Origin of the sequence: Mycoplasma sp. 6243, assembly GCF_051200785.1 — a bacterium.
Lineage (GTDB): Bacteria > Bacillota_I > Bacilli_A > Mycoplasmatales > Metamycoplasmataceae > Mycoplasmopsis.
Genome location: NZ_CP195154.1, coordinates 16,976 through 38,678, shown reverse-complemented (window position 1 = coordinate 38,678; position 21,703 = coordinate 16,976). Strand labels below are relative to the sequence as shown.

General features: G+C 27.0%; 23 protein-coding genes. 12 read left to right on the top strand and 11 right to left on the bottom strand.

Going from position 1 to position 21,703, the window contains the following annotated elements; genetic code table 4:
• Positions 1-281 precede the first annotated feature (281 nt).
• Complete coding sequence (locus tag ACR82Z_RS00185) at positions 282-1,028, top strand: IS30 family transposase (RefSeq protein WP_435129596.1); 747 nt, start codon at positions 282-284, stop codon at positions 1,026-1,028.
• 36 nt (positions 1,029-1,064) lie between these two features.
• On the opposite strand, the gene ACR82Z_RS00180 is transcribed toward ACR82Z_RS00185, so the two are convergent.
• From ACR82Z_RS00180 to ACR82Z_RS00170, 3 genes are all read right to left on the bottom strand, one after another.
• Positions 1,065-1,298: an IS3 family transposase gene (locus ACR82Z_RS00180; protein ID WP_435129593.1), complete on the bottom strand. Its 234-nt coding sequence runs from the start codon at positions 1,296-1,298 to the stop codon at positions 1,065-1,067.
• Positions 1,299-1,601: 303 nt separating this feature from the next.
• Positions 1,602-1,823, bottom strand: a complete 222-nt coding sequence (locus ACR82Z_RS00175) for a transposase (protein ID WP_435130657.1) — start codon at positions 1,821-1,823, stop codon at positions 1,602-1,604.
• Positions 1,801-2,451 carry a hypothetical protein gene (locus ACR82Z_RS00170; protein WP_435129590.1) on the bottom strand — a complete coding sequence of 217 codons (651 nt, stop codon included), beginning with the start codon at positions 2,449-2,451 and terminating at the stop codon, positions 1,801-1,803. The genes ACR82Z_RS00175 and ACR82Z_RS00170 overlap by 23 nt, the downstream gene beginning before the upstream one ends.
• A 22-nt stretch (positions 2,452-2,473) precedes the next feature.
• Here ACR82Z_RS00170 and ACR82Z_RS00165 point away from each other — a divergent pair, with 22 nt between their 5' ends.
• The 4 genes from ACR82Z_RS00165 (at position 2,474) to ACR82Z_RS00150 (ending at position 7,035) form a co-directional block, all read left to right on the top strand.
• Positions 2,474-3,421, top strand: coding sequence for a hypothetical protein (locus ACR82Z_RS00165; protein WP_435129587.1), 948 nt, complete (start codon positions 2,474-2,476; stop codon positions 3,419-3,421).
• Between the two features lie 387 nt (positions 3,422-3,808).
• Positions 3,809-4,528, top strand: coding sequence for a UMP kinase (pyrH, locus tag ACR82Z_RS00160; protein ID WP_435129584.1), 720 nt, complete (start codon positions 3,809-3,811; stop codon positions 4,526-4,528).
• 5 nt (positions 4,529-4,533) lie between these two features.
• On the top strand, positions 4,534-5,079 hold the full coding sequence (gene frr / locus ACR82Z_RS00155; RefSeq protein ID WP_435129581.1) for a ribosome recycling factor: 546 nt from the start codon (positions 4,534-4,536) through the stop codon (positions 5,077-5,079).
• A 90-nt stretch (positions 5,080-5,169) separates the two neighbouring features.
• A complete protein-coding gene (locus ACR82Z_RS00150; protein ID WP_435129578.1) occupies positions 5,170-7,035 on the top strand; it encodes a GmrSD restriction endonuclease domain-containing protein in 1,866 nt (621 codons plus the stop codon).
• Between the two features lie 246 nt (positions 7,036-7,281).
• On the opposite strand, the gene der is transcribed toward ACR82Z_RS00150, so the two are convergent.
• The 8 genes from der to upp form a co-directional block, all read right to left on the bottom strand.
• Entirely contained in the window at positions 7,282-8,589 is a 1,308-nt protein-coding gene (gene der, locus ACR82Z_RS00145; protein ID WP_435129574.1) for a ribosome biogenesis GTPase Der, read from the bottom strand.
• Positions 8,582-9,250 carry a (d)CMP kinase gene (gene cmk, locus ACR82Z_RS00140; protein WP_435129571.1) on the bottom strand — a complete coding sequence of 223 codons (669 nt, stop codon included), beginning with the start codon at positions 9,248-9,250 and terminating at the stop codon, positions 8,582-8,584. Before cmk ends, der begins: the two co-directional genes overlap by 8 nt.
• Positions 9,240-9,662 (bottom strand): hypothetical protein, encoded by a 423-nt coding sequence (locus tag ACR82Z_RS00135; protein ID WP_435129568.1) that lies wholly within the window; start codon positions 9,660-9,662, stop codon positions 9,240-9,242. The genes cmk and ACR82Z_RS00135 overlap by 11 nt, the downstream gene beginning before the upstream one ends.
• A gap of 64 nt (positions 9,663-9,726) precedes the next feature.
• The gene (gene msrB / locus ACR82Z_RS00130; protein WP_435129565.1) at positions 9,727-10,167 is read right to left on the bottom strand and encodes a peptide-methionine (R)-S-oxide reductase MsrB; all 441 of its coding nucleotides are present in this window, start codon (positions 10,165-10,167) and stop codon (positions 9,727-9,729) included.
• Complete coding sequence (locus ACR82Z_RS00125; RefSeq protein ID WP_435129562.1) at positions 10,137-11,627, bottom strand: APC family permease; 1,491 nt, start codon at positions 11,625-11,627, stop codon at positions 10,137-10,139. Before ACR82Z_RS00125 ends, msrB begins: the two co-directional genes overlap by 31 nt.
• Positions 11,627-14,317 carry an endopeptidase La gene (gene lon, locus ACR82Z_RS00120; RefSeq protein ID WP_435129559.1) on the bottom strand — a complete coding sequence of 897 codons (2,691 nt, stop codon included), beginning with the start codon at positions 14,315-14,317 and terminating at the stop codon, positions 11,627-11,629. Before lon ends, ACR82Z_RS00125 begins: the two co-directional genes overlap by 1 nt.
• 8 nt (positions 14,318-14,325) lie before the next feature.
• A complete protein-coding gene (locus tag ACR82Z_RS00115; protein ID WP_435129556.1) occupies positions 14,326-16,641 on the bottom strand; it encodes a class I tRNA ligase family protein in 2,316 nt (771 codons plus the stop codon).
• Between the two features lie 7 nt (positions 16,642-16,648).
• A complete protein-coding gene (gene upp / locus ACR82Z_RS00110; protein WP_435130655.1) occupies positions 16,649-17,275 on the bottom strand; it encodes a uracil phosphoribosyltransferase in 627 nt (208 codons plus the stop codon).
• 202 nt (positions 17,276-17,477) lie between these two features.
• On the opposite strand from upp, the gene ACR82Z_RS00105 reads away from it, so the two are divergent.
• The 7 genes from ACR82Z_RS00105 to ACR82Z_RS00075 all read left to right on the top strand — a co-directional run bounded on the left by ACR82Z_RS00105 (position 17,478) and on the right by ACR82Z_RS00075 (position 21,696).
• A complete protein-coding gene (locus tag ACR82Z_RS00105; RefSeq protein ID WP_435129553.1) occupies positions 17,478-18,938 on the top strand; it encodes a hypothetical protein in 1,461 nt (486 codons plus the stop codon).
• Between the two features lie 4 nt (positions 18,939-18,942).
• Entirely contained in the window at positions 18,943-19,422 is a 480-nt protein-coding gene (locus ACR82Z_RS00100) for a hypothetical protein (RefSeq protein ID WP_435129550.1), read from the top strand.
• Positions 19,376-19,621, top strand: a complete 246-nt coding sequence (locus ACR82Z_RS00095; RefSeq protein ID WP_435130653.1) for a transposase — start codon at positions 19,376-19,378, stop codon at positions 19,619-19,621. Before ACR82Z_RS00100 ends, ACR82Z_RS00095 begins: the two co-directional genes overlap by 47 nt.
• A 67-nt stretch (positions 19,622-19,688) precedes the next feature.
• A complete protein-coding gene (locus ACR82Z_RS00090) occupies positions 19,689-20,156 on the top strand; it encodes a transposase (protein ID WP_435129547.1) in 468 nt (155 codons plus the stop codon).
• Between the two features lie 79 nt (positions 20,157-20,235).
• Positions 20,236-20,454, top strand: a complete 219-nt coding sequence (locus ACR82Z_RS00085; protein WP_435129544.1) for a hypothetical protein — start codon at positions 20,236-20,238, stop codon at positions 20,452-20,454.
• 307 nt (positions 20,455-20,761) lie between these two features.
• Complete coding sequence (locus ACR82Z_RS00080; RefSeq protein ID WP_435129541.1) at positions 20,762-21,277, top strand: transposase; 516 nt, start codon at positions 20,762-20,764, stop codon at positions 21,275-21,277.
• Positions 21,278-21,330: 53 nt separating this feature from the next.
• Entirely contained in the window at positions 21,331-21,696 is a 366-nt protein-coding gene (locus ACR82Z_RS00075; protein ID WP_435130651.1) for a DDE-type integrase/transposase/recombinase, read from the top strand.
• Positions 21,697-21,703 lie beyond the last annotated feature (7 nt).

The window sequence follows — 21,703 nt, the reverse complement described above, 5'->3', positions numbered from 1 at the left end:
TAATCCCAAAAGTTAAATTTTAAATTTAGTAACTTTTTTTATTTTTTATGCAAGGCTTAAAAATAAAACCTGCTTTATAAACTGAGTTTGCAAAGTAGGGAGTTTTTTGTTTCTTTTTACAAAAGAAAGTTCCCTACCTATTTTGCTCATTAGGAGGGCAGAGGGGGTGGTGAAAGTGCAAAACAGATAAATGTATTGTATGTATATTTTACAAAGAGAAGCTTTGTTTTTGTTATTTCTAAATAAAATTATTACGGTTGTAAAAACCCCTTTTCTATCTAGTGAATAGAAAGGAGCCTCTCATTAATAATTTTACCCTGAAAACAAGAATTTGATTAGAATTTTTATTAAAAACAGAGAAAAAATCACTAACTGAAATTTCAACAGAAATGAAAATTTCACGTTCATCTATCAGCAGAGAAATAAAGAGAAATTCTCATTTATTTGGTTATGATGTTTATTATATGCAAGAAAAATGTGAGATAAGAAATCAATGAAAAAAGCATTGTATTTTAAAATCACACATGCATAAATATGATATATTTTCGCAAATTTTCCATAGCAAATTTAATAAAAGAAGTTTTGGAATCGATGTCACTTATCAGTATATTAAAAATACTCAAAAGTGCAAATACCAGACTTTAAGAACAGTATTCAACTGAATCGAAAGTGGTGTTTGAGTTATAAGCAGAAAAGACTGTTTACGCAGCAAATATAGAAAGAAACATCCAGATGACTACAAAAGTGGAGTAGAAAAATTAGTAGGAAAAAGATGGATTCTGTCCTTTTGATCTCGTCCAACTAGTATTGCAGAAAGAAGTGAATATGGACATTGAGAAGTCGATTTAATCATAGGAAGAAACCGTGCAAAACATAGTCATTTACTTATTTTCACAGAGAGAATTACAAGATATGGAATTATCATTCTTCTACCAGAAAAAAATCCTTGAAAGATTAATCGATTACTTTGAGACACAATTAAAAAATACAAATTAAATGTTAAATCAATTACACAAGATAATGGTTAAACATGGACACTTTTGTAGTACTAAAAATGTGTTTTGTTAAAAATTGAATTCTCTCCAACATTGTTGTGGAGTTTTCCAATTTAAAACTGATTGGAATCTAATTTTATTATAAAAATTTATATATTCATCAATTAATTGATAAATTTCGTTAAATGTTAATTTATTTAAGTTGTATAAATTTAAGCATTCTGATTTTATAACAGAAAAGAAATATTCTGATTCTCTGTTGTCCAGTGAATTTCCTATTCAGTGACATTGAAATTTGAGCATTTAATTTTTGTGTTAACTTTATATATTCTTTTGAAGAATATTGATATCCGTGATCGGAATGAAGTATTCATTTATCTTTAAAATGAATTTTTGAAATATGCTCAATAACAAGTTTTGTGTCATTTGTTTCTGAAAGGTTTCAAGACACAACAAGCTTTTGTTTTGTGATGTATTGCAACTGATAAATATAAATGATTTGATTCTGAATCTTTTGGAGCAGTAATATATGAAACATCTCAGAGAAACAATGTTATTCTTTTCACCGTTATAATCTCTTTGCACAAGATCGATAAATTTTACATTTTATATCCTTTTTTCTTTTTTTCTTTTCTTTTGTCTAACGAGACATTTTAAAGAAAATTTGTTCATTATTCTCCCTATTTTCCTGTAATTTAGGTTTATTTTATATTTTTTGTAGATGTAAATCGATAATCTTACACGACCATATAAACCTTTATTTTCTTTGAAAGATTTAATAACAAGTTCTTCATCAGAAGTATTTTTAGGCTTCTGGTTTTGGTAAATTAATTTGTTTCTTTCATCTGAAATAACTAGTTCTTGAAATACCTAAAAGGTAAAGAATTTTGTTTAACGAAACATAAGAATTTAACTTCTTAATTTTTGAAATTGCTTCATCTAAATCGATTTCATTATTTGTGGATTCAGTAAAAATTTTCAAAATTTCTATCACAAACTCTTTGCTGTAATTATTCAGTTCATCGTATTTAATGTTTAACTTAATTTTCTTTCTTCCGACACCTTTATTTTTCTTCAAAGACTTTCCTGTCTTGCTGCATAAATTCATATTTAAATTATATATTTTTATCTTATTTTTGAAATTTTTAATTACTTCTTTTGTTAATTTTGTATTTCTAATTTTGCAAAATTCAATTCAAAAAATATTTACTTCAATTTTAGATTTACAACTTTGATATTTTTCGATTCAAAATTTTCATTGTTCGTGAGTTAGGTGTTTTCATCATATTTTTACTCCTTTTTTATCAAAAAAATCGCTAGGGTAGTACCACCCTAGCGTCCTACTAGTAATTAGAACCGAACAAAGACGAAATTTCTCATTTGGTCAAAGGGTAGAAATAGATGGATGCTCACACAAATTCTTAAATAATAAAGAAATAACATTAATTGGTTCCATTGATGTAGCAACAGGTTTAATTTTGTCATTACATTTTGAGAAAAAAGCAGAATCATTAAATGGACATCAATCAAATATTGAAAAAATGATAAATAATTATGGAATTCCACAAATGATTATTACAGATAACAGAAAGAATTTTTATAATTCTGCTGAATCAAATGCTTCTACATATAATGCTGTAAGAGATTTAGGAATAGAATTTATAACCACTTCTGAATCAAACGGAAAACCACATATTGAACGTTTTTGAGATTTTGCACAAAAGAGAATTCCAAGTTGAATAAAAGACCACAATTATAAAACAATTGAAGAATTGAACCAAAATATAGGTGAATTAATGAATTATTTAAATATTACAAGAAAAAGTGTTATACAAAATCCACAAAGTAATTTCTTTAGACAACCACATAAAGAATACCTAGAAAATTACTTTGATTTAGAGATAAAAAGAAAAATTAATGCTGCTGCAGTAACTTATAATAATGTAAATTATGCACCCTATGAAAATGACAAAAGAATTAAAATTAATAGCAGCACAGATATAAAATTTGTCATAGGAACAGACGAAAAATTATATTTTAGAACCAAAAATAAAAGATATGAAGCAAAACCGATATCTACAAAAGATATGACTCATTATGAGAAAATAGCATTCTGAAAAACGCTTGCATTAGGGGTAAAAGAAGTACAAATCATATCAAGACTTCTTTCGAGTGGTTTCTCCTTTAATAAATTACTTGATTTAAAAATTAGAAAAATTGCTTCATCTGATAAATATACAGACTGATGAAATAAAAATATTGCAACAAATACTAGATGAACTCAGAAGATGCTCGTAAAAAACTCGATAACATCACAAATTTATAAAATCAAACAAACAAAATTTATGAATATTTTACCAAAAGTAGTCTCAGGATTTTCCTTTACAGGAAAATCGTTTAAAACATACACATACAAATGTTTTTAAGGGTTTCTCACTTTTACCACCTCTAACCCCGCACTGATAGCAAAATAGTGGGGAATTTTCTTTTTGAAAAAAAGAAACAAAAAACTTTATATCTGTGGCAGATACGCAAATATTTTATTTGCTACAAGTCACTTTTTCAGATTTTGTTTTTTATATTTTTATATAAAGGTGTTTTATTATAAAAAGTAAAACAGAAAAATCTTAAATTAAACTTTTTATGGTATTAAAAAAACTGGTAAAAAGTGATTAATCCTGCTTTATGCTATATAATTTTTATACATTGTAACTATGTAAAGTTTTGAATAATATTTCAGACCTTTTATATTTAAATATAACAATTCATAAAATTTGTTTATAATATGATAAATAAATTATATTAGAGGAAAAATGATTAAATATAAACGAATCTTAATAAAACTTTCTGGTGAAGGTTTTGCTAACAAAGAAAAACACCTAGCAATTGATAACGAACTTGTTAAGAAAATTGCCATACAATTAAAAGAAATTGTAAAGCAAGGTGTACAAGTGTCTATTGTTATTGGTGGTGGTAATTTCTGAAGAGGTGCATCTGCTGAAAAAAATGGTATTCCTCGTAATCGTGCCGATTACATCGGGATGCTCGCTACCATAATGAATGGTTTAGCGCTTCGTAGTGGTTTTGAGCTTGTGGGACTTAAAGCAAGGGTGCAAAGTTCATTGAACATTGATGCTCGTGTTGCGGAAAACTATGTAAATGAAAAAACAATGAAATACCTTGAAGATGGAGAGGTTGTAATCTTTGTCGGTGGAACTGGTCGTCCTTATTTCACCACTGATACTGCATCTACATTATATGCATCTGAAATTGGTGCAGAAGTTATTTTAATGGGTAAAAATGGAACCGATGGGATTTATGATAGTGATCCTAAAACAAATCCGAATGCAAAAAGATATGATAAAATTACATATAATGAAATACTTGAAAAAAAATTACAAGTTATGGATTTAACTGCCACTAGTATGGCTCGTGATAACAATATTAATTTAATTATATTTAACTTACTCGAAGAAGATTCAATATTAAAAGCTTTAAAAGGACAAATAACACACACAGAGGTAATTAAATAATGGATATGGAAACTTATTTATTAGAACTACAAGAAAAATCTGAAAAAGCAATTAGTCATTTTAAATTTGAGATGTCAAAAATTTCTACTGGTAGAGCCAATCCACAACTTATTAAAGGGATTCGGGTAAACTATTATGATGTTCCTACTCCACTTGATGAATTAGCAAACATCTCGGTTCCTGAACCACAACAACTTTTAGTTAAGCCTTATGATATGGGATCAGTAAAAGAAATTGCTAAAGCTTTAGATAAAGCAAATCTTGGGATTACCCCCATTGATGAAGGGAATCAAATTAGACTTACATTTCCTTCTTTAACAACTCAGCGCCGTAAGGAAATGACTAAATCGTTAGCAAAACTTACTGAAGCAGCTAAAATAGGAATCCGTAATGCTCGTCAAGAAATAAATAAGATGATTAAAGCAAATGAAGAACTTTCTGATGATGAAGAAAAGAAATACTTAGATGCTGTTCAAAAAGAAGTAGATTTATTAATTGAAAAAGTCGTTCAATTAACCAAAGAAAAAGAAAACGAATTATTAAACAAATAACAAGCTATAATGAAAAAATTTGTGGTTTGTTTGTTTTTTTTTTTTTTTGTATATAATAAAGGAAATATTCACATTTATACAAGGAAGATTATGGAAAATAATACTAAATATGAACTAAAACAAAGAACAATTAAAGATATTATTTATGAACTTTCTCAGGATAAACTTATAATTCCCGAAATGCAAAGACCTTATGTTTGAAAAGACAAACAAGTAAGTGATTTGTTCGATTCCTTATATCATGGTTTCCCAATAGGTTATATAATAACAAACAGACCTCGTAATAATGATATAAAACGGAAGAGTTATGTTTCAAATGATGATTTTGAAACTGTTTTGATTGATGGTCAACAAAGGTTAACTGCTCTAAATGCAATAATTAATGGTTTAGAAGTCTTGGATGAAAATTATAAAAAAAGAAGAATAATTGTTTCTTTTAACCCCTTCCCTAAGAAAAATGAAGAGATTTTTAAAATACAAAATGCATATACAAAAAATAGTAAAAAATGAATATCTGATATTTCAGATATATTTAAAGGTCATTCTCATTATAAAGTTTGTCAAAAATATATTAATGATAATCCAGAAATAACTATGGAAGATATCGATAGCAAAATAGATAATTTAAAACATAAAATATGATCAACTAATATTGGGGTAATTGAAATAAAAGAATATGTTGATCTGGAAACGCTTACAGAAATTTTTATAAGGATAAATTCCAAAGGGACACCTTTAAAGCTTTTGGATTATTCAATAAGTAAAATTTCTGCAAATAAAAATTACGGAACAAATATAATTAGAGTTATGAATTATTTTTCTGAAATCCTAAAAACCGATAATAATATTTACAGAGAGATTGAAAAAATTGATCCAGATTTTTTTAAAACTGAAATGGGTCAGAAAATTACTTGACTTAGTAATATAAATAATAATGATTATATTTATAAACCATCAGTGAATGATATATTATTTGTTTCATTTTCTCATATTTTTGATAGAGCAAAAATGAGCGATCTTGTTGAATTATTATCTGGTAGGGATTTCGAAAAAAGAGAATATATTCCAGAAAATATACAAAGTAATTTTGAAAAAATTATTAATGGAATTTCGAGTTTTATAGACAAATATAATTTCAATACTTTTACACAAGCAATCAAAAATATAGGATTTAAAAATATAAAAATCAATAAAAATTCTGTTGTAATAAATGTTGCTTATATAGTCTTTTTAAAGCTTAGAAAACTATCTCGTCTTGGTATGGAAGAAGTTAAAAAATACACTGTTAAATGGTATATAATGTCTTTATTAACAAAAAGATATAAAGATAGTTATGTTGATCAAGTTATTAATGATTTAAGAAATATAAAAGAATTAGGAATCGAAGTGATATTAAGAAAAATAGATCAAACAGAATTGACAACTGATTTTTGAGAACTAAGACTTCCTGAACTCTTAGATACAAGTATACAAGAAAATCCTTTTCTAAAATGTTATTATGCCGCCTCAGTTGCTAACGGCAATAAAGGATTTCTTACTCCTTGATTAACACAAGAGGATATGTTAAAAAATTTAATCAGTGACAAACACCATATTTTTCCCAAACAATATTTAATTAATTCTTCTAATGAATTTAATGAATATTCATTTTTATCTGAGAAAAAATGATACAACCATTCTGCTAACTTAGTATATTTAGAAAAGAATATAAATATTAAGATCAAAGACAAAGCACCTAATGTATATTTTAAAGAAATAATTCAAGATATAAAAACAAATAATTCTCTTTTCCTTGGTAGAAAGATTTCCTTAGAAGAATTGGATGAAAATCTCGATGAAAACTGTATTCCAAAAGATATAATAAACTGAACATATAAAGATTATAAAGATAAATTTTTACCTGAAAGAAGAAAATTAATGGCAAAAAAAATTAAAAAATGATATGAGAATATTTAGATTTTAAAGTATTATGTAAATTTTCTTTCTTTAATACCACATTAATAAATAAAATCCTTATACTATTCATAAGTAGGACGCCTAAGGGACCACTCGGCGTCTTACTTTAAAAATATGCCGTTTTTTTGCTAGGTATAAAAACAGTAAAAATTTAGGTTCTAATCAATGCCACTATAACCTTCTACCTTATTTTAATTATTTTTCTTAAAGAAAATGTTAACTAACTCTAGTTTTTATCAACCAATTTTACTCCAACCCATTCTTATTCTTAAAATACATCTTAATTGGACAACCTTTGAAATTAAAGGTAGCTCTCAATTGATTTTCTAAAAACCTTTGATATGAAAAGTGTAAGAATTTTTTATTATTTACAAAGAATGTAAAAGTAGGTATTTTTGATAATTCTTTACGAACATAATAAATATTTAATCTTCCACCATTAAACGGTTGTGCTGGTTGAATAAGTTGTGTTTCAAGCACTAAATTAGAAAGCAACGACGGTTTTATATCTCTTTCCATATTTTCACGAACTTCTGATAAAGTTACTATCAACTTATTAATTCTTTGATTAAATTTTGCTGAAATAAATACAAAAGGAACTCATGGAACAAAATGAAATTTATTTCTCATTTTCTTTTCATAATCAGCCATTGTATTTGTTTGTTTTTCAACTAAATCTCATTTATTTATTACCACAATTATTGGTTTTTCATTCTCTAATGCATATCCTATAATTCTAGAATCAAAATGCGATACTTCTTGTTGTGTCGCATCGATTACTATCAAAGACAAATCAGCTTCTGATAGCGAATTCATCGCTCGCATCAAAGCATAATGATCAACACTTTCAATTAATTTTGATTTTTTTGTTATTCCTGCTGTATCAATCACATTATATAGTTTATGGTCTATTTCAACGGTTGATTTAACACTATCTCGTGTAGTTCCTGCAATTTCTGAAACAATTGAACGATACTCTTTAGTTAAATTATTAAGTAGCGAACTTTTACCAGCATTAGGTTTTCCGATAATCGCTAAATTAAAATAATCATTTTGGTCTTCATCGCTGAAATCAAGATATTCTAAACACTTATCTAAAACTTCACCAACACCTTCACCGTGTAATGCAGAAACAGAATAAATATGTTCAACTCCTAAAGCATATCAACCATAATCAAATTGCTGGTTGTTTTCTAGTTTGTTTGCCACAGCAATAATAGGTTTATTGCTCTTTCTTAAAATATTCATTATGAATAAATCATCATTACTTATTTCGTTTGTCCCATCAAAAATAAAAACAATAACATCTGCTTCTTCAATCGCTATTTTTGCTTGAATCTGGATTTGTTCTTGAAAAGGTTTATTTTCAATTTCAATTCCACCGGTATCAATTAATTTGATTTCATGACCTGATCAAGTAATTTTTTCATACAATCTATCTCTTGTAACACCTGGTTGGTCATAAACAATTGATATCTTTTTACCTATAATACGATTAAATAAGGTGCTTTTTCCTACATTAGGTTTTCCAATAATTGCAACTGTATTATGCATCTTTTGACCTTTCTTTAACCAAATCCATAATCTTTGCTATCACTTCTTCTATCTCTAAATTAGTACAATCAATAAATACTGCATCTTCAGTTTTATGTAACGGATCAACTTCACGATTCATATCTTGTTCGTCTCGTTTTTTTACTTCATAAAGCACTTCTGCAAAACCTGTATTATAACCTAATTCCTGATTTTGCTTCATTCTACGCTTTGCTCTTTCTTCTTCTTCTGCTCATAAAAAGATTTTTACTTCCGCATGAGGCATAATTTTAAAAGTTGTATCCCTCCCATCGATAATATATCCTTTACGTTTTTTAGTGAGTTGTTGGATATAATCAACCACAAACTCTCGAACTGCAGGAATTTTAGCCACAGACGGAGTTATTTGTGAGATATAATCGGCTCTTATAGCTTTTGATACATCAATTCCTTTTAATTCAATTCTGTCATTTTCTAGCAGTTTAATCATACCTTTTTGTAATGTCTTAATAACATTTTCTTGATCACGAGAATCAACACCATTATCAATGGTGTTTTTTGCTATTGCCCGATATACACTACCACTATTTATAAAAGTGAAACCATATCTGCTTGCTATTTGCTTACTTACTGTGGATTTACCTACTCCAGATGGCCCATCTATTGCAATATTAACTTTCATCACTACCTCCAAGTTTCTTTTTCTTTATTCTTACTTTTGTAGTATTTGATATATTGTGTTCTTCTGAAGCTAATGTATCAATTAAATATTGTGCTTTATCTTTTTCAATAAATTCTATATCATCTACATATGAGTCGTTTTGTTTATCGAATTTAATTTTTAAGTCTATATAACCTTGTAATAATTCTTTATACAAATAATTAAAATCGAAATCAAAAACTTCTTGTTTTTCTATTAATTTGGATTCGATACTAACATTTTGCTGATATTTATAAGCTGAATTAATGTTCTTTTTGAATCATTTTTGCTCTTTTTTTAGTTCATCATTTCCTGATTGAGATAGCAGAATTAGGTTATCTAAAACATCCTTATCTTCGTTTGAATCATCTACTTTTGAACCATTAAAATTCATATAGTTATTTTACTTTATTTTTTATATTTTGAAATAACAAAAAGCACATTATAGTGCTTTACAGTTATTTTTTAAATAATTCAAGGTATTCTTCATAACCTTCATCTTTTAATTTATCTACAGGAATAAAACGCAATGATGCAGAATTAATGCAGTACCGAAGTCCACCTAATTTTCTTGGACCATCATTAAATACATGTCCTAAGTGTGAATCGGCATTTTTACTTTTTACCTCAGTTCGAATCATATTATGTGAATAATCGCTATGTTCTGTTACAACATCTTCATCTATCGGTTTACTAAATGCTGGTCACCCACATCCTGAATTAAATTTATCTTGTGATTTAAAAAGTGGTGTTCCATCAACGATATCCACATAAATTCCTTCTTCAAAATGTTCATCATATTCATTTGAATATGGATGTTCTGTATATCCTTCTTGAGTTACTTTATATTGTAATTCTGTAAGTTCTTTTAAACGTTGTTCTTTTTTCTTTTGTTCCATATTTCCTTTCAAAAAATTATCTTTTTTAAATTGTTCGGTTTCTTTTGTTTATAAATTCACATTCATTTTATTATAAATCCTATCAAAACAAATGATAGATATACAACTACAACAAAGGTGTTGGTCTCATCTCAGTTGTTACCTAATATGTTTGGTACTAAGAAAAATAAAATTAAAGTTGAAATTCATAAAATATTAACTATATATATTGTTTTTTCTCATCACGGGATTTTAGATATTTGTTTCTTTTTTTCTAAAATTAATGCTACAACAGCTGTTAAAGTATCTTCAATTAACAGTGCTAAACTATTTACTTTTATAACAGCTGTAAAGAACGGGTTATCATTATCTTTTGTTTTGCTTAAAAGGGTTGGTACTAATCATAAAACAAGCATTGCTATAAATGTAATAACTGCTGTTAAAATGATTGCATTACGGTATTCAACGTGTTTATTATGATCTGCATATTTTGGATTAATATGATTATCTAATGCAAGCGGAATTAACTTTCTTGCTGTAGATACCGTTTGTGTAATTTTATACCCTATATCATTAAATATAAATCCAATAATAAACACAATCGTTCCTGTAATATTCATTACAAGATAATAAATTTGTGAAAATTCATTGTTATTTGAATCAAACTTTATTGCTAAATAAACACTATAAAATGCTAAGTAAACAACTGCTACAATTCCTAGGGAAACAAATAAAATTCTTTTAAAATTTTTAAATTCTGCGTCCTTTGCCATAGAAGCCATATCTTCAATTCCTGCAAAAGCAAAAATAAAAACTAAAATACTTCCAAAAATCATTGTAGATGTTGCTTTTTTTGTTGTTTCATAAACAACTGTATATCCACCTGGTTTTATAACCGAAAGATATACTAAATTTACAAAACCTATCAACAAAAATGCTCATTTTACAGCAGATGTTAAAAATACAACTTTTGTATTAAGTGATAATCCTTTGGTTGATATCAATATCAATGCACCAAAGAAGATAAATGCAATGACCCTTATAATCCATATTATAGTTATATAATTTGAAATAGTTTTAGGTATTACTAATTCAAAAGTTTGCGCTAAAAACAAAGGTGACACAGATGATAAAACAGGTGATTGTAAGAATTGATTTCAACCAATGAAATAACAAAAATTCTTTACAAAACCTTTTTTAAATTTATATCATTTGTTTTCAACATTTGGCTGTTCTTCAAACAAGGTTGAATCAAGGTGTCTTGCATAAGCATATGAACCACCATAATGTTCTTTAAAAGCATTCCCTAAACGAGCAAATACTAATGCAGTTCCTGTCATTGTAAGCAAACAAAGAGCAATAACTAAATATCCGTAAAATCCTATATTTAGTATTTCTGAAAAAGTTGTAAGGAAACCTAAACCAACAATAAAGTTAATAGTGAAAAAAGTAAATGATTTTTCACTAAAATGTTTTTTCACTATTGCTTAAACTCTAATTGTTTTTTGGGTTTCTTCTTCTCAAAAACTACTTCATATATTTCTTCATAATTAGATACAGGAATATAAGTTAACTTTTCTTTAATTTCCATAGGAACATCAATTAAGTTTTTTACATTTCCTGTAGGTATAAAAACATATTTTAAGTTTTTAGAAGCGGCAGCAAATGATTTTTCTTTTAGGCCACCGATATCTAAAACATTACCTCTAAGGGTTATTTCGCCAGTCATACCAATTTCAGATGATACAATTCGTTGTGATAATGCTGATATTAATGCAGTGGTAAATGTCACTCCTGCACTTGGGCCATCTTTTGGTACTGCTCCTTCTGGGACGTGGATATGAATTGTTGTTTCATCAAAATTAAAGTCTGTAATACCATATCTAGCAGCATTTGCACGCACATATGAAAGTGATATATTAGCAGATTCTTTCATAACATCTTTTAATGAACCTGTTAATTTAATTTCTCCTTTTCCTGGATAAGTATTAACTTCAATTTGCAAGGTTGATCCACCAACTGATGTATATGCTAAACCATTAACTACACCAGGGGTTTTGTATCCATCATTTTCATTATCTTTAAATTTTTCGGGTCCTAAAAGTTCTTTTAAATCATTTATTTTTACCTCGAATTGTTTATTTTTTAGTTTTGGTAATTCGAGTTTTTTAAGCACGAATTTGCGTGCTAATTTATCTAAGACACGTTTTAATCCACGAACTCCGGCTTCTTTGGTATAGTTTTGAATAATGTATTTCATTGTGTCTTCAGAAATCTGCATAAAGTCGCTACTTGCCCCAACTTGTTCTGTTACTTTTGGCATCAAGTGTTGCTGTGCAATTTTTAATTTTTCAGTTAATGTGTAAGCAGATAATTCGATAACTTCAACACGGTCTATTAAAGCATGAGGAATGTTTTCATAATAATTAGCAGTCGCAATAAAAATTGCTTTAGATAAATCGTATTCATGTTCTAAGTAGTGATCTTGAAACTTTGTATTTTGTTCTGGATCTAAAACTTCTAACATCGCAGATGCCGGATCCCCTTTATTTGTTGAAGCCATTTTATCAATTTCATCTAATAAGATAACTGGATTAGAAACAGAACATTGTGAAATAGCTTTGATAATCTTTCCTGGCATTGCTCCTACATAGGTTCTTCTGTGTCCACGGATTTCGCTTTCATCATGCACTCCTCCAAGAGAAATTTTTACAAACTTTCTGGATAATGATTCTGCAATTGCTTTAGAAAGCGAAGTTTTTCCTGTCCCAGGTGGCCCGACTAAACAAATAATAGGGACATTATTAAATGTTTTATCATTTTGTTTATTAGAATCCTTAAACAAATTCATATCAATCTCATAATTTTCATCATAAGGTAATTTATTTTCTTTTTTCTTTTTGTTTCTTTCTGTATTAATAATAACAGCGATATATTCTAAAACACGTTGCTTAACTTCTTCAAGTCCATAATGATACTTAGAAAGGGTTTTTTTAGCATGATCTAAATCTAATAACTCTTTTTGTGTAAGTCTTCATGGTAGTTTTTTGAGATGATTGACATAAGTTTTTGAAATATTTGCTTCTGGTGATGTAGCCATCATTTCGTTCGCTCTCTTTGTTTCTTCAGCAATAATTTTCTTTACTGATTCAGGGTAACGGAAAGATTTATTTTTATCTTTTAACTCTTTTGCATAATCATCATCATCGCTTGGATCAACATTCATTCCTTCTAATTCATCTTGTATATATTTTAATTTTTCACGAAGTACATATTCTTTATGTTGACTTGCCATTTTATCTGTCATCTTTTGAGTCATTTGTGATTCTATATCAACATTTTGACTCATCATACCTGTTGCGGATGCAATTAATTTCATTAAAGAAATAATGTTAAATTTATAAAATGCAGCAAACTTTTCATTTATTTCGGGTGATAAAAATGATAAAAAAGTAAATAAAAACTTAATTTTTTCTTCTCTTGTTTTTAATTCAAAGTTCGGATAATATGAATTAATAAGTGCAGAAAGGTCATCGGTTGTATATGGTTTTTTTGTTATCGGATTATATTGAAAAATAATATTAACTGATTGTGTTTCTTTTATACCAGGGATTTTTTCAGTATCCCTTATCCCTTTTAAAGCAGAAAGCATTGCATCTAAATCATGATTTTGTGGTAATAAGTCAAATTTATAAACTTCATTTGTTTCATCAGAATTAGGTTCTTCAGGAACAAACTTTACTTCACCCGAACAAACTCTGACTAATTGTTCTTCATATAGTTTATCTCCATCTCCTTCTTTAACAGGTTGATAAGTTTCTAACAAAACATAACCATCTTCATCTGTTTCTGCGAAACCATATTCTTTTATGTTAAAAAAACCTAAAACTTCATATGTCAACATACATTTTTGATCTCGTTCTGAATCTTTTACAGGAGGTTCAAGTGGTTCTGCCTTTAAGAATTTAACAAATACTGCTTTACTTTCTAATTCATGCTCATTATTTGTAAACGAAATAACAAATTTATGTTCTATATTTGTTTTAGGAATAACTAAAGCGCCAGATGAATACAAATTAAATGCATCTGTTTCTATTTGATGAATACCTTTTGGAAAAGACATTCAGTTTGTATCAACAACTAATAATGGGTATATGTTTTTATTTTTCATTATTCTCCTTATTTTATGACAAAATTAATTAATTTCTTAGGTATAAATATTTTTTTAATAATTTGTTTTCCTTCTAATCATTTTGTAACTTCTTTTTGTGCTTTTTCTAAAACTTCTGATTCGCTTGAATTTATATCAACCAATATTTCTCCACGGACTTTACCATTTACGGTTATACCATAACTTAATTCGTTCACAATTAATGCTGATTCATCTATACTAAAATCTTTTAAGTTTTTTAAATTAAAATATTTTTCTGAATATTCTCAAGCAAGGTGTGGGGCAAAAGGTTCTAAAATATTCAAAACGACATAATACATCTCTTTTAATAAAGCAACATCTTTAATCGTATCGTACTCATTAAATGTTTCCATTACTCATGCAATAACAGTATTAAATGCATATTCATTTTCTCTTTTGTTAAAGACATCTAAATATTTTTGCATTCCTTGATAAAGTTTTCTTCTTGCATTCTTTTCTTGTGAAGATAACTTTTCTATATTTATTTCATCTAAGGTTGTATTTTCAGGCAATTCATTAATCCTATCACTTAGTCGATTCAAAAACTTAAAACATCCATTTAGTCCTGCATCACTTCAATCTAATTCTTTTGCTGGTGGAGCAGCAAAAAAAACAAACAATCTGGTTGCATCTGCACCATATTTTTCTATCATTTCTTTTGGTTCAACTACATTACCTTTTGATTTCGACATTTTTGCACCATCTTTTAACACCATTCCTTGTGTTAAAAGATTTAAAAAAGGTTCGCGATAATTTATTAAACCAAGGTCAGCAAGTGCTTTAGAAAAAAATCTAGCATATAAAAGGTGTAAAATTGCATGTTCTATACCACCAATATATTCATCTACTTGATTTCAGTAATTTATATTTTCTTTGATAAACAAGTTGTTATCTCTAAGGTTTTGGGGTGTTGTATATCTCATTCAATATCAACTCGATTCAAAAAATGTATCAAGTGTATCTGTTTCTCGTTTTGCATCCATACCACAACGATAGCATTTAGTCTTTACTCATTCATTGTTTGTTAAAATAGGATTTCCTTTTCCAGTGAATTCAACTTTTTCGGGTAATAATATAGGTAAATCCGATTCAGGAACCGGTATAGTTCCACACATTTGACAATGAATTAAAGGAATTGGTGTTCCTCAATATCTTTGTCTCGAAATTCCTCAATCTCTAAGATTATATTGAACTACCTTTTTTAGTTCTTTTTCTAAAACAATATGATTTTTAATTTTCTTTTTTACACTTATGCTATTTACATTCATAAATGCTAAATGACTTTCGTTCTTACTCGAAGCAAATTGTGCTTCTTTTGCAGAAAAACTTGCGAAATCTGTTATATAAACATCTAAAAAATCATGAGTAACTGGATTAATAACTTGAAATGGTGTTTTTATTGATAATTTCTTTCCAAAAATTTTGTTAATCACACAATTATTTATTTCATCAAGTATTTTTTGTTTTTTTTCGTTCAAAAATCCCTGATTTTTTAGTTTTTTCACAAGTGGGTGTTTAAAATTTATAGCCAAAAAGTCTGCATTTACAATATTTTGATAATCTTTTTCAAAAACAACTATTTCAAAATCTTTATTTGCAGATTCTAAGATAATTTTATATACTTCTTCTCTACCAATTCAATTTTTTTGCATTGTCAAAACTTGTTGGGGTCAATGATTTTCTAATGTTTTCAAATCATTTAAAAGTTCATCAGCATACTCAGTTATTTTTAAATAATATGTATCCATTTCTTTTTGCACAACATTTTCATTGCAACGTCAACATTTATTATCAACTACTTGTTCATTTGCTAAAACTGTATTATCATTTTCGCATCAATTAAGCAAACTCTTCTTTTTATAAATCAAACCTTTATTTCAAAGTTGAATAAATAAAAATTGTTCCCATTTTGTATATGTTGCATCTGCTGTAATACATTCTTGATCTCAGGCAAAAGATAAACCAAGTCTTTTTAACTCAGCATCCATATTTTTAATATTTTCATAAGTTCATTTTTTAGGATGAATATTATTTTTTATTGCTGCATTTTCAGCAGGTAAACCAAACGCATCTCACCCAAATGGATGAAATACATTGAACCCTTGACGACGATAAAAACGTGCCATCGCGTCACTTATAGCATAATTTTTAACATGTCCCATATGGATTTTCCCACTAGGATACGGAAACATACTAACTATGTATTTCTTTTGTAATGTAAAATTATTTGAAGGTTCAAAATTTTTAGAATCAAGTCAATATTTTTGTCATTTTTTTTCTATTTCTTCAAATTTATAAGACATTCTGCTCCTATTTTGTTCCGAAAATTCTATCCCCTGCATCACCTAAACCAGGTTCGATATAACCTTTATTATTCAACCTAGCATCAAGTGCAGATAAATATATATGAAAGTCTTCTCCAAAATGGCTTAAAACATTATTAACACCCTCATTAACTCCAACTAGGCACACTAACTGTACATTTGTATAACCCTCTTGATAAATCCGTCTAATCGCATCGACTGCTGAATTTCCAGTAGCAAGCATCGGATCAACTACTATAATTAAACTGTCTTTTGGAACATTAGGCATCTTAAAAAAGTATTCGTTTGGTTGTAAGGTTTCTTCATCTCGATACATTCCAATGTGTCCTACTCTTGCTTGTGGAATTAAATCAAGTAAACCTTCTGTCATACCTAATCCAGCACGTAAAATGGGTACCAAAACTATTTCATTTGAAAATGTATCACCAACAAAGTCCTGTCCTAAAGCAGTTGTAATTTGTTTAGGTTTTGTTTTATAATTTCGCATAATTTCATAAACCATTAGCGAACCTATTTCATTTAAATTACTTCTAAATTCTTTGTGTGATGTATTTTTATCACGTAATTTAGTAAGTTTTATTTTAATAAGTGGGTGTTCTAAAATTTTAAGCATCATTTCTCCTAATTTCACATTATATAAATATTTTTATATTATATACTTTTTTATATTTTTCTAATCATTTATAAATGCAGTTGCATTTTTATTATTTATTTTTATCGAAAGAGAACAAAAAAAGGACTAAATGCGAACTTTATAAGAAATTTCATTATATTTTTAAATAATCTAAAATATAAATATATAAATATAGGTAATTATGAAAAAGAAAACAAAAATAATTATAACTGCTGCTACATTAGCATCTTCTGCTGTTTTAGCAACAGCAGTAGGTTTAGGAATAGGTTTAACTCATAATAATTTAGCATTGGAATCACAAAAGAAATATCAAAATCAGTCTGTTATTAAAATAGAACAAACTATAGAATGAAAAGGTTTACCAACACAAACAAACGCTTATAAACCTGATTTAAGAAAGATTATAAAGGATGTAAAAGAAAAAGATTTCAATAAGTTTTTAACATCTTTTAAAAATTATTTAACAGACTGAAAAAATGCTTTTTTAAAGGTTTCACAGTTAAAAACATATTTATCAGATGCAAATATTTCCAAATATTTTACGTTAATCAATTCAAATATAAATGTAGATGAATCAATTAACCTGTTGCTTAATCAATTGAAAAGTGTGAATTCAAAAAACATAGATGAATATAAGGACAAAATTATTAATGAAGATGCTCAAATTAGTTCTACCATTGATAATTATGTAAAATTTAAAGCAAAATATGACACTTTTTTACAAGAAATAAGTAAATTTTCTTCATATTATGATTTATCAAATGATAAATTTTTGCAAATTTTACTAAAACAAGATGGAATTAACGGTTTTAATTCTTTTTTGACTATTTTACAGTCAAATAAATTTGTTTTTGATGAAATTTCCAATATCAAAAATTCTCATCAAAATGTTTCGGAACTCAAGCAATATTTTGAACAATTTAACACATTAAATATATCAACAAAAAAGTTTGATGATATTAACAAATTGACTATACAATACCAAAGTATTTTAGAGCAAATAAATGCTGAAATTGATAGTTTAAAAAACAAAAATAAATCAAATACTCAACTAAACAATCTTAAAAATCAAGCAAAAAATCAAATAACTTCATTCAATCTTTTAACAAACGATACTAAATCACAATTTATTAATGCTATTGATAATGTATTAATTTCCAATGAAATTAATACACTTTTAAGTAGAGCAAATAAATTAAACAAAGAAAAAGAAAAATTAAATATACTTTTAGATAAATATAATCAATTAAAAACAGATAATGATATTAACTATATAAACAGCGATAATAAAACTAAATTAGATGAACAAATTTCAAAAAATTCATTTGATGATGCTTCTAATTCAAAATTATTAAAAAACATTGAAAATATAGCCACAGATAACAATTATCTAGAAAAACTAAATACATATATAAGTTTAATTTCTTCTTTTTTAAACAATATAAACGGTAATCAAGTTTACCAAAATGCTTTATCTGAGTTTAACAAAATCAAAGATAATAATAATTTTTCAAATGATTTAAAAAAGCAACTTGATGAATATATATCAACACAAAAAATAGCAGCTGATATTAATCAAAAGACTAAAGTAGGACGCCGGGGTGGTACCACCCCGGCGATTTTTTTGATAAAAAAGGAGTAAAAATATGGCAAAACACCTAACTCACGAACAATGAAAGTTTTGAATCGAAAAATATCAAAGTTGTAAATCTAAAATTGAAGTAAATATTTTTTGAATTGAATTTTGCAAAATTAGAAATACAAAATTAACAAAAGAAGTAATTAAAAATTTCAAAAATAAGATAAAAATATATAATTTAAATATGAATTTATGCAGCAAGACAGGAAAGTCTTTGAAGAAAAATAAAGGTGTCGGAAGAAAGAAAATTAAGTTAAACATTAAATACGATGAACTGAATAATTACAGCAAAGAGTTTGTGATAGAAATTTTGAAAATTTTTACTGAATCCACAAATAATGAAATCGATTTAGATGAAGCAATTTCAAAAATTAAGAAGTTAAATTCTTATGTTTCGTTAAACAAAATTCTTTACCTTTTAGGTATTTCAAGAACTAGTTATTTCAGATGAAAGAAACAAATTAATTTACCAAAACCAGAAGTCTAAAAATACTTCTGATGAAGAACTTGTTATTAAATCTTTCAAAGAAAATAAAGGTTTATATGGTCGTGTAAGATTATCGATTTACATCTACAAAAAATATAAAATAAACCTAAATTACAGGAAAATAGGGAGAATAATGAACAAATTTTCTTTAAAATGTCTCGTTAGACAAAAGAAAAGAAAAAAAGAAAAAAGGATATAAATGTAAAATTTATCGATCTTGTGCAAAGAGATTATAACGGTGAAAAGAATAACATTGTTTCTCTGAGATGTTTCATATATTACTGCTCCAAAAGATTCAGAATCAAATCATTTATATTTATCAGTTGCAATACATCACAAAACAAAAGCCTGTTGTGTCTTGAAACCTTTCAGAAACAAATGACACAAAACTTGTTATTGAGCATATTTCAAAAATTCATTTTAAAGATAAATGAATACTTCATTCCGATCACGGATATCAATATTCTTCAAAAGAATATATAAAGTTAACACAAAAATTAAATGCTCAAATTTCAATGTCACGAATAGGAAATTCACTGGACAACAGAGAATCAGAATATTTCTTTTCTGTTATAAAATCAGAATGCTTAAATTTATACAACTTAAATAAATTAACATTTAACGAAATTTATCAATTAATTGATGAATATATAAATTTTTATAATAAAATTAGATTCCAATCAGTTTTAAATCGGAAAACTCCACAACAATGTTGGAGAGAATTCAATTTTTAACAAAACACATTTTTAGTACCACAAAAGTGTCCATGTTTAGACCAATCAATTAAGTTCGTTTATAGATATTTTTAACAAGTTGAACATAACTTATAGCACTCAATCACAGTTAGATAAATCCAATATCAGTCAAGATGATTTAAATCAATTAAATTCACTTTCTGCTGCTGTTTTAAGGTTTTTTACTTCTGATTTAAAACTTAAAACATTCGATCTAAATCATATCTTGAATCTAAGGGAAACACTTATTAATAACTTAGATTCTATGAAAGCAAAAACTCGATTCATTATTAGATAAAAAAGATAATCAAAATATAAAGTAGGACAAAAAGATTAACAATTAATTCTGTTAATCTTTTTGTTTTATTAATAGGATTAACCAACACCCCTAGGGGTGTCCGCACCCAAAAATATTAAAGAAAGGAAAGCAATGTCAAAGCATTTTAAGAAGGAAGAATTTGATAAAATTTTTGAAATTTATTCAAGTGAAGGAACCGAAAAAGCTTTTATATTTTATGAAAGAAATCAGTTCAAAATTAATCTTTATTAAATCAACAAGTTTAAGAAATAGATTGAAAAAAATTGTTTCATATTATAATTTAAATATGGAAAATCAATTATTAACCAAAAGTGGTTCACAAAGAAAACCAGGTTCTGGAAGACCGAAGAAAGACAAGAAATCTAAGGTTCCAAATTTTGAAAAATTTACCAGACAAGATCTAATAATTATCGCGACTCGATACTATGAAATCGCAGAAAAAATGGATAAGAATCAAAAGAAAAATGAGTCTCATGAATTAGAAGACTTATCACAAACTAAGACAGCAGAAATATTAGATGCAACTAGACAAACTATCTCAAAATGAAAAACAAATTCAATAAGCAAAAAGGAAGAAAAATACGAGCAGTACAGAGAAATAATCCTGAAAGTTTTTTACGAAAACAAGCAAGTTTATGGTCGTGTAAAAATGTCTATTGTATTAAGAGAAAAATACGGAATATACATAAATTACAGGACTTTAGGAAGAATAATGAAATATTTAAATATAAAATCTTTTGTTCGTAATAAGAAAAAGTTCGTGAAAAAAGAATACAAATTTTCAAAAAGAAGATCTAGTTAAAAGAGATTTTAATGATAAAGATTCTAGAGGAATCATCGCTACTGATGTAACATATATCCCTGCTCCTGCCGACTCTAAAACCTTTCCAAAACCATATATTCTTATCTGCAATTATTGAACATAAAACTAAAAGAATTTTAGGATATTCAATATCCACCAAAAACAACTTAGAACTTGTTATTGATAACTTTAAAAATATTAAAGATTTTAATCGTGATTCTTTTATAATCCATTCTGATCATGGATATCAATATACTTCAAAATACTATATTGATATGATAGAAAGAAAGAATGGAAAAGTTTCATTTTCAAGAGTTGGTAATTCTTTGGATAATAGAGAAATAGAGTATTGATTTTCATGCTTAAAATCTGAATGACTAAAAAAGGTAGATTATTCAAAAATTACTTCGATGAATTAAAAAAACT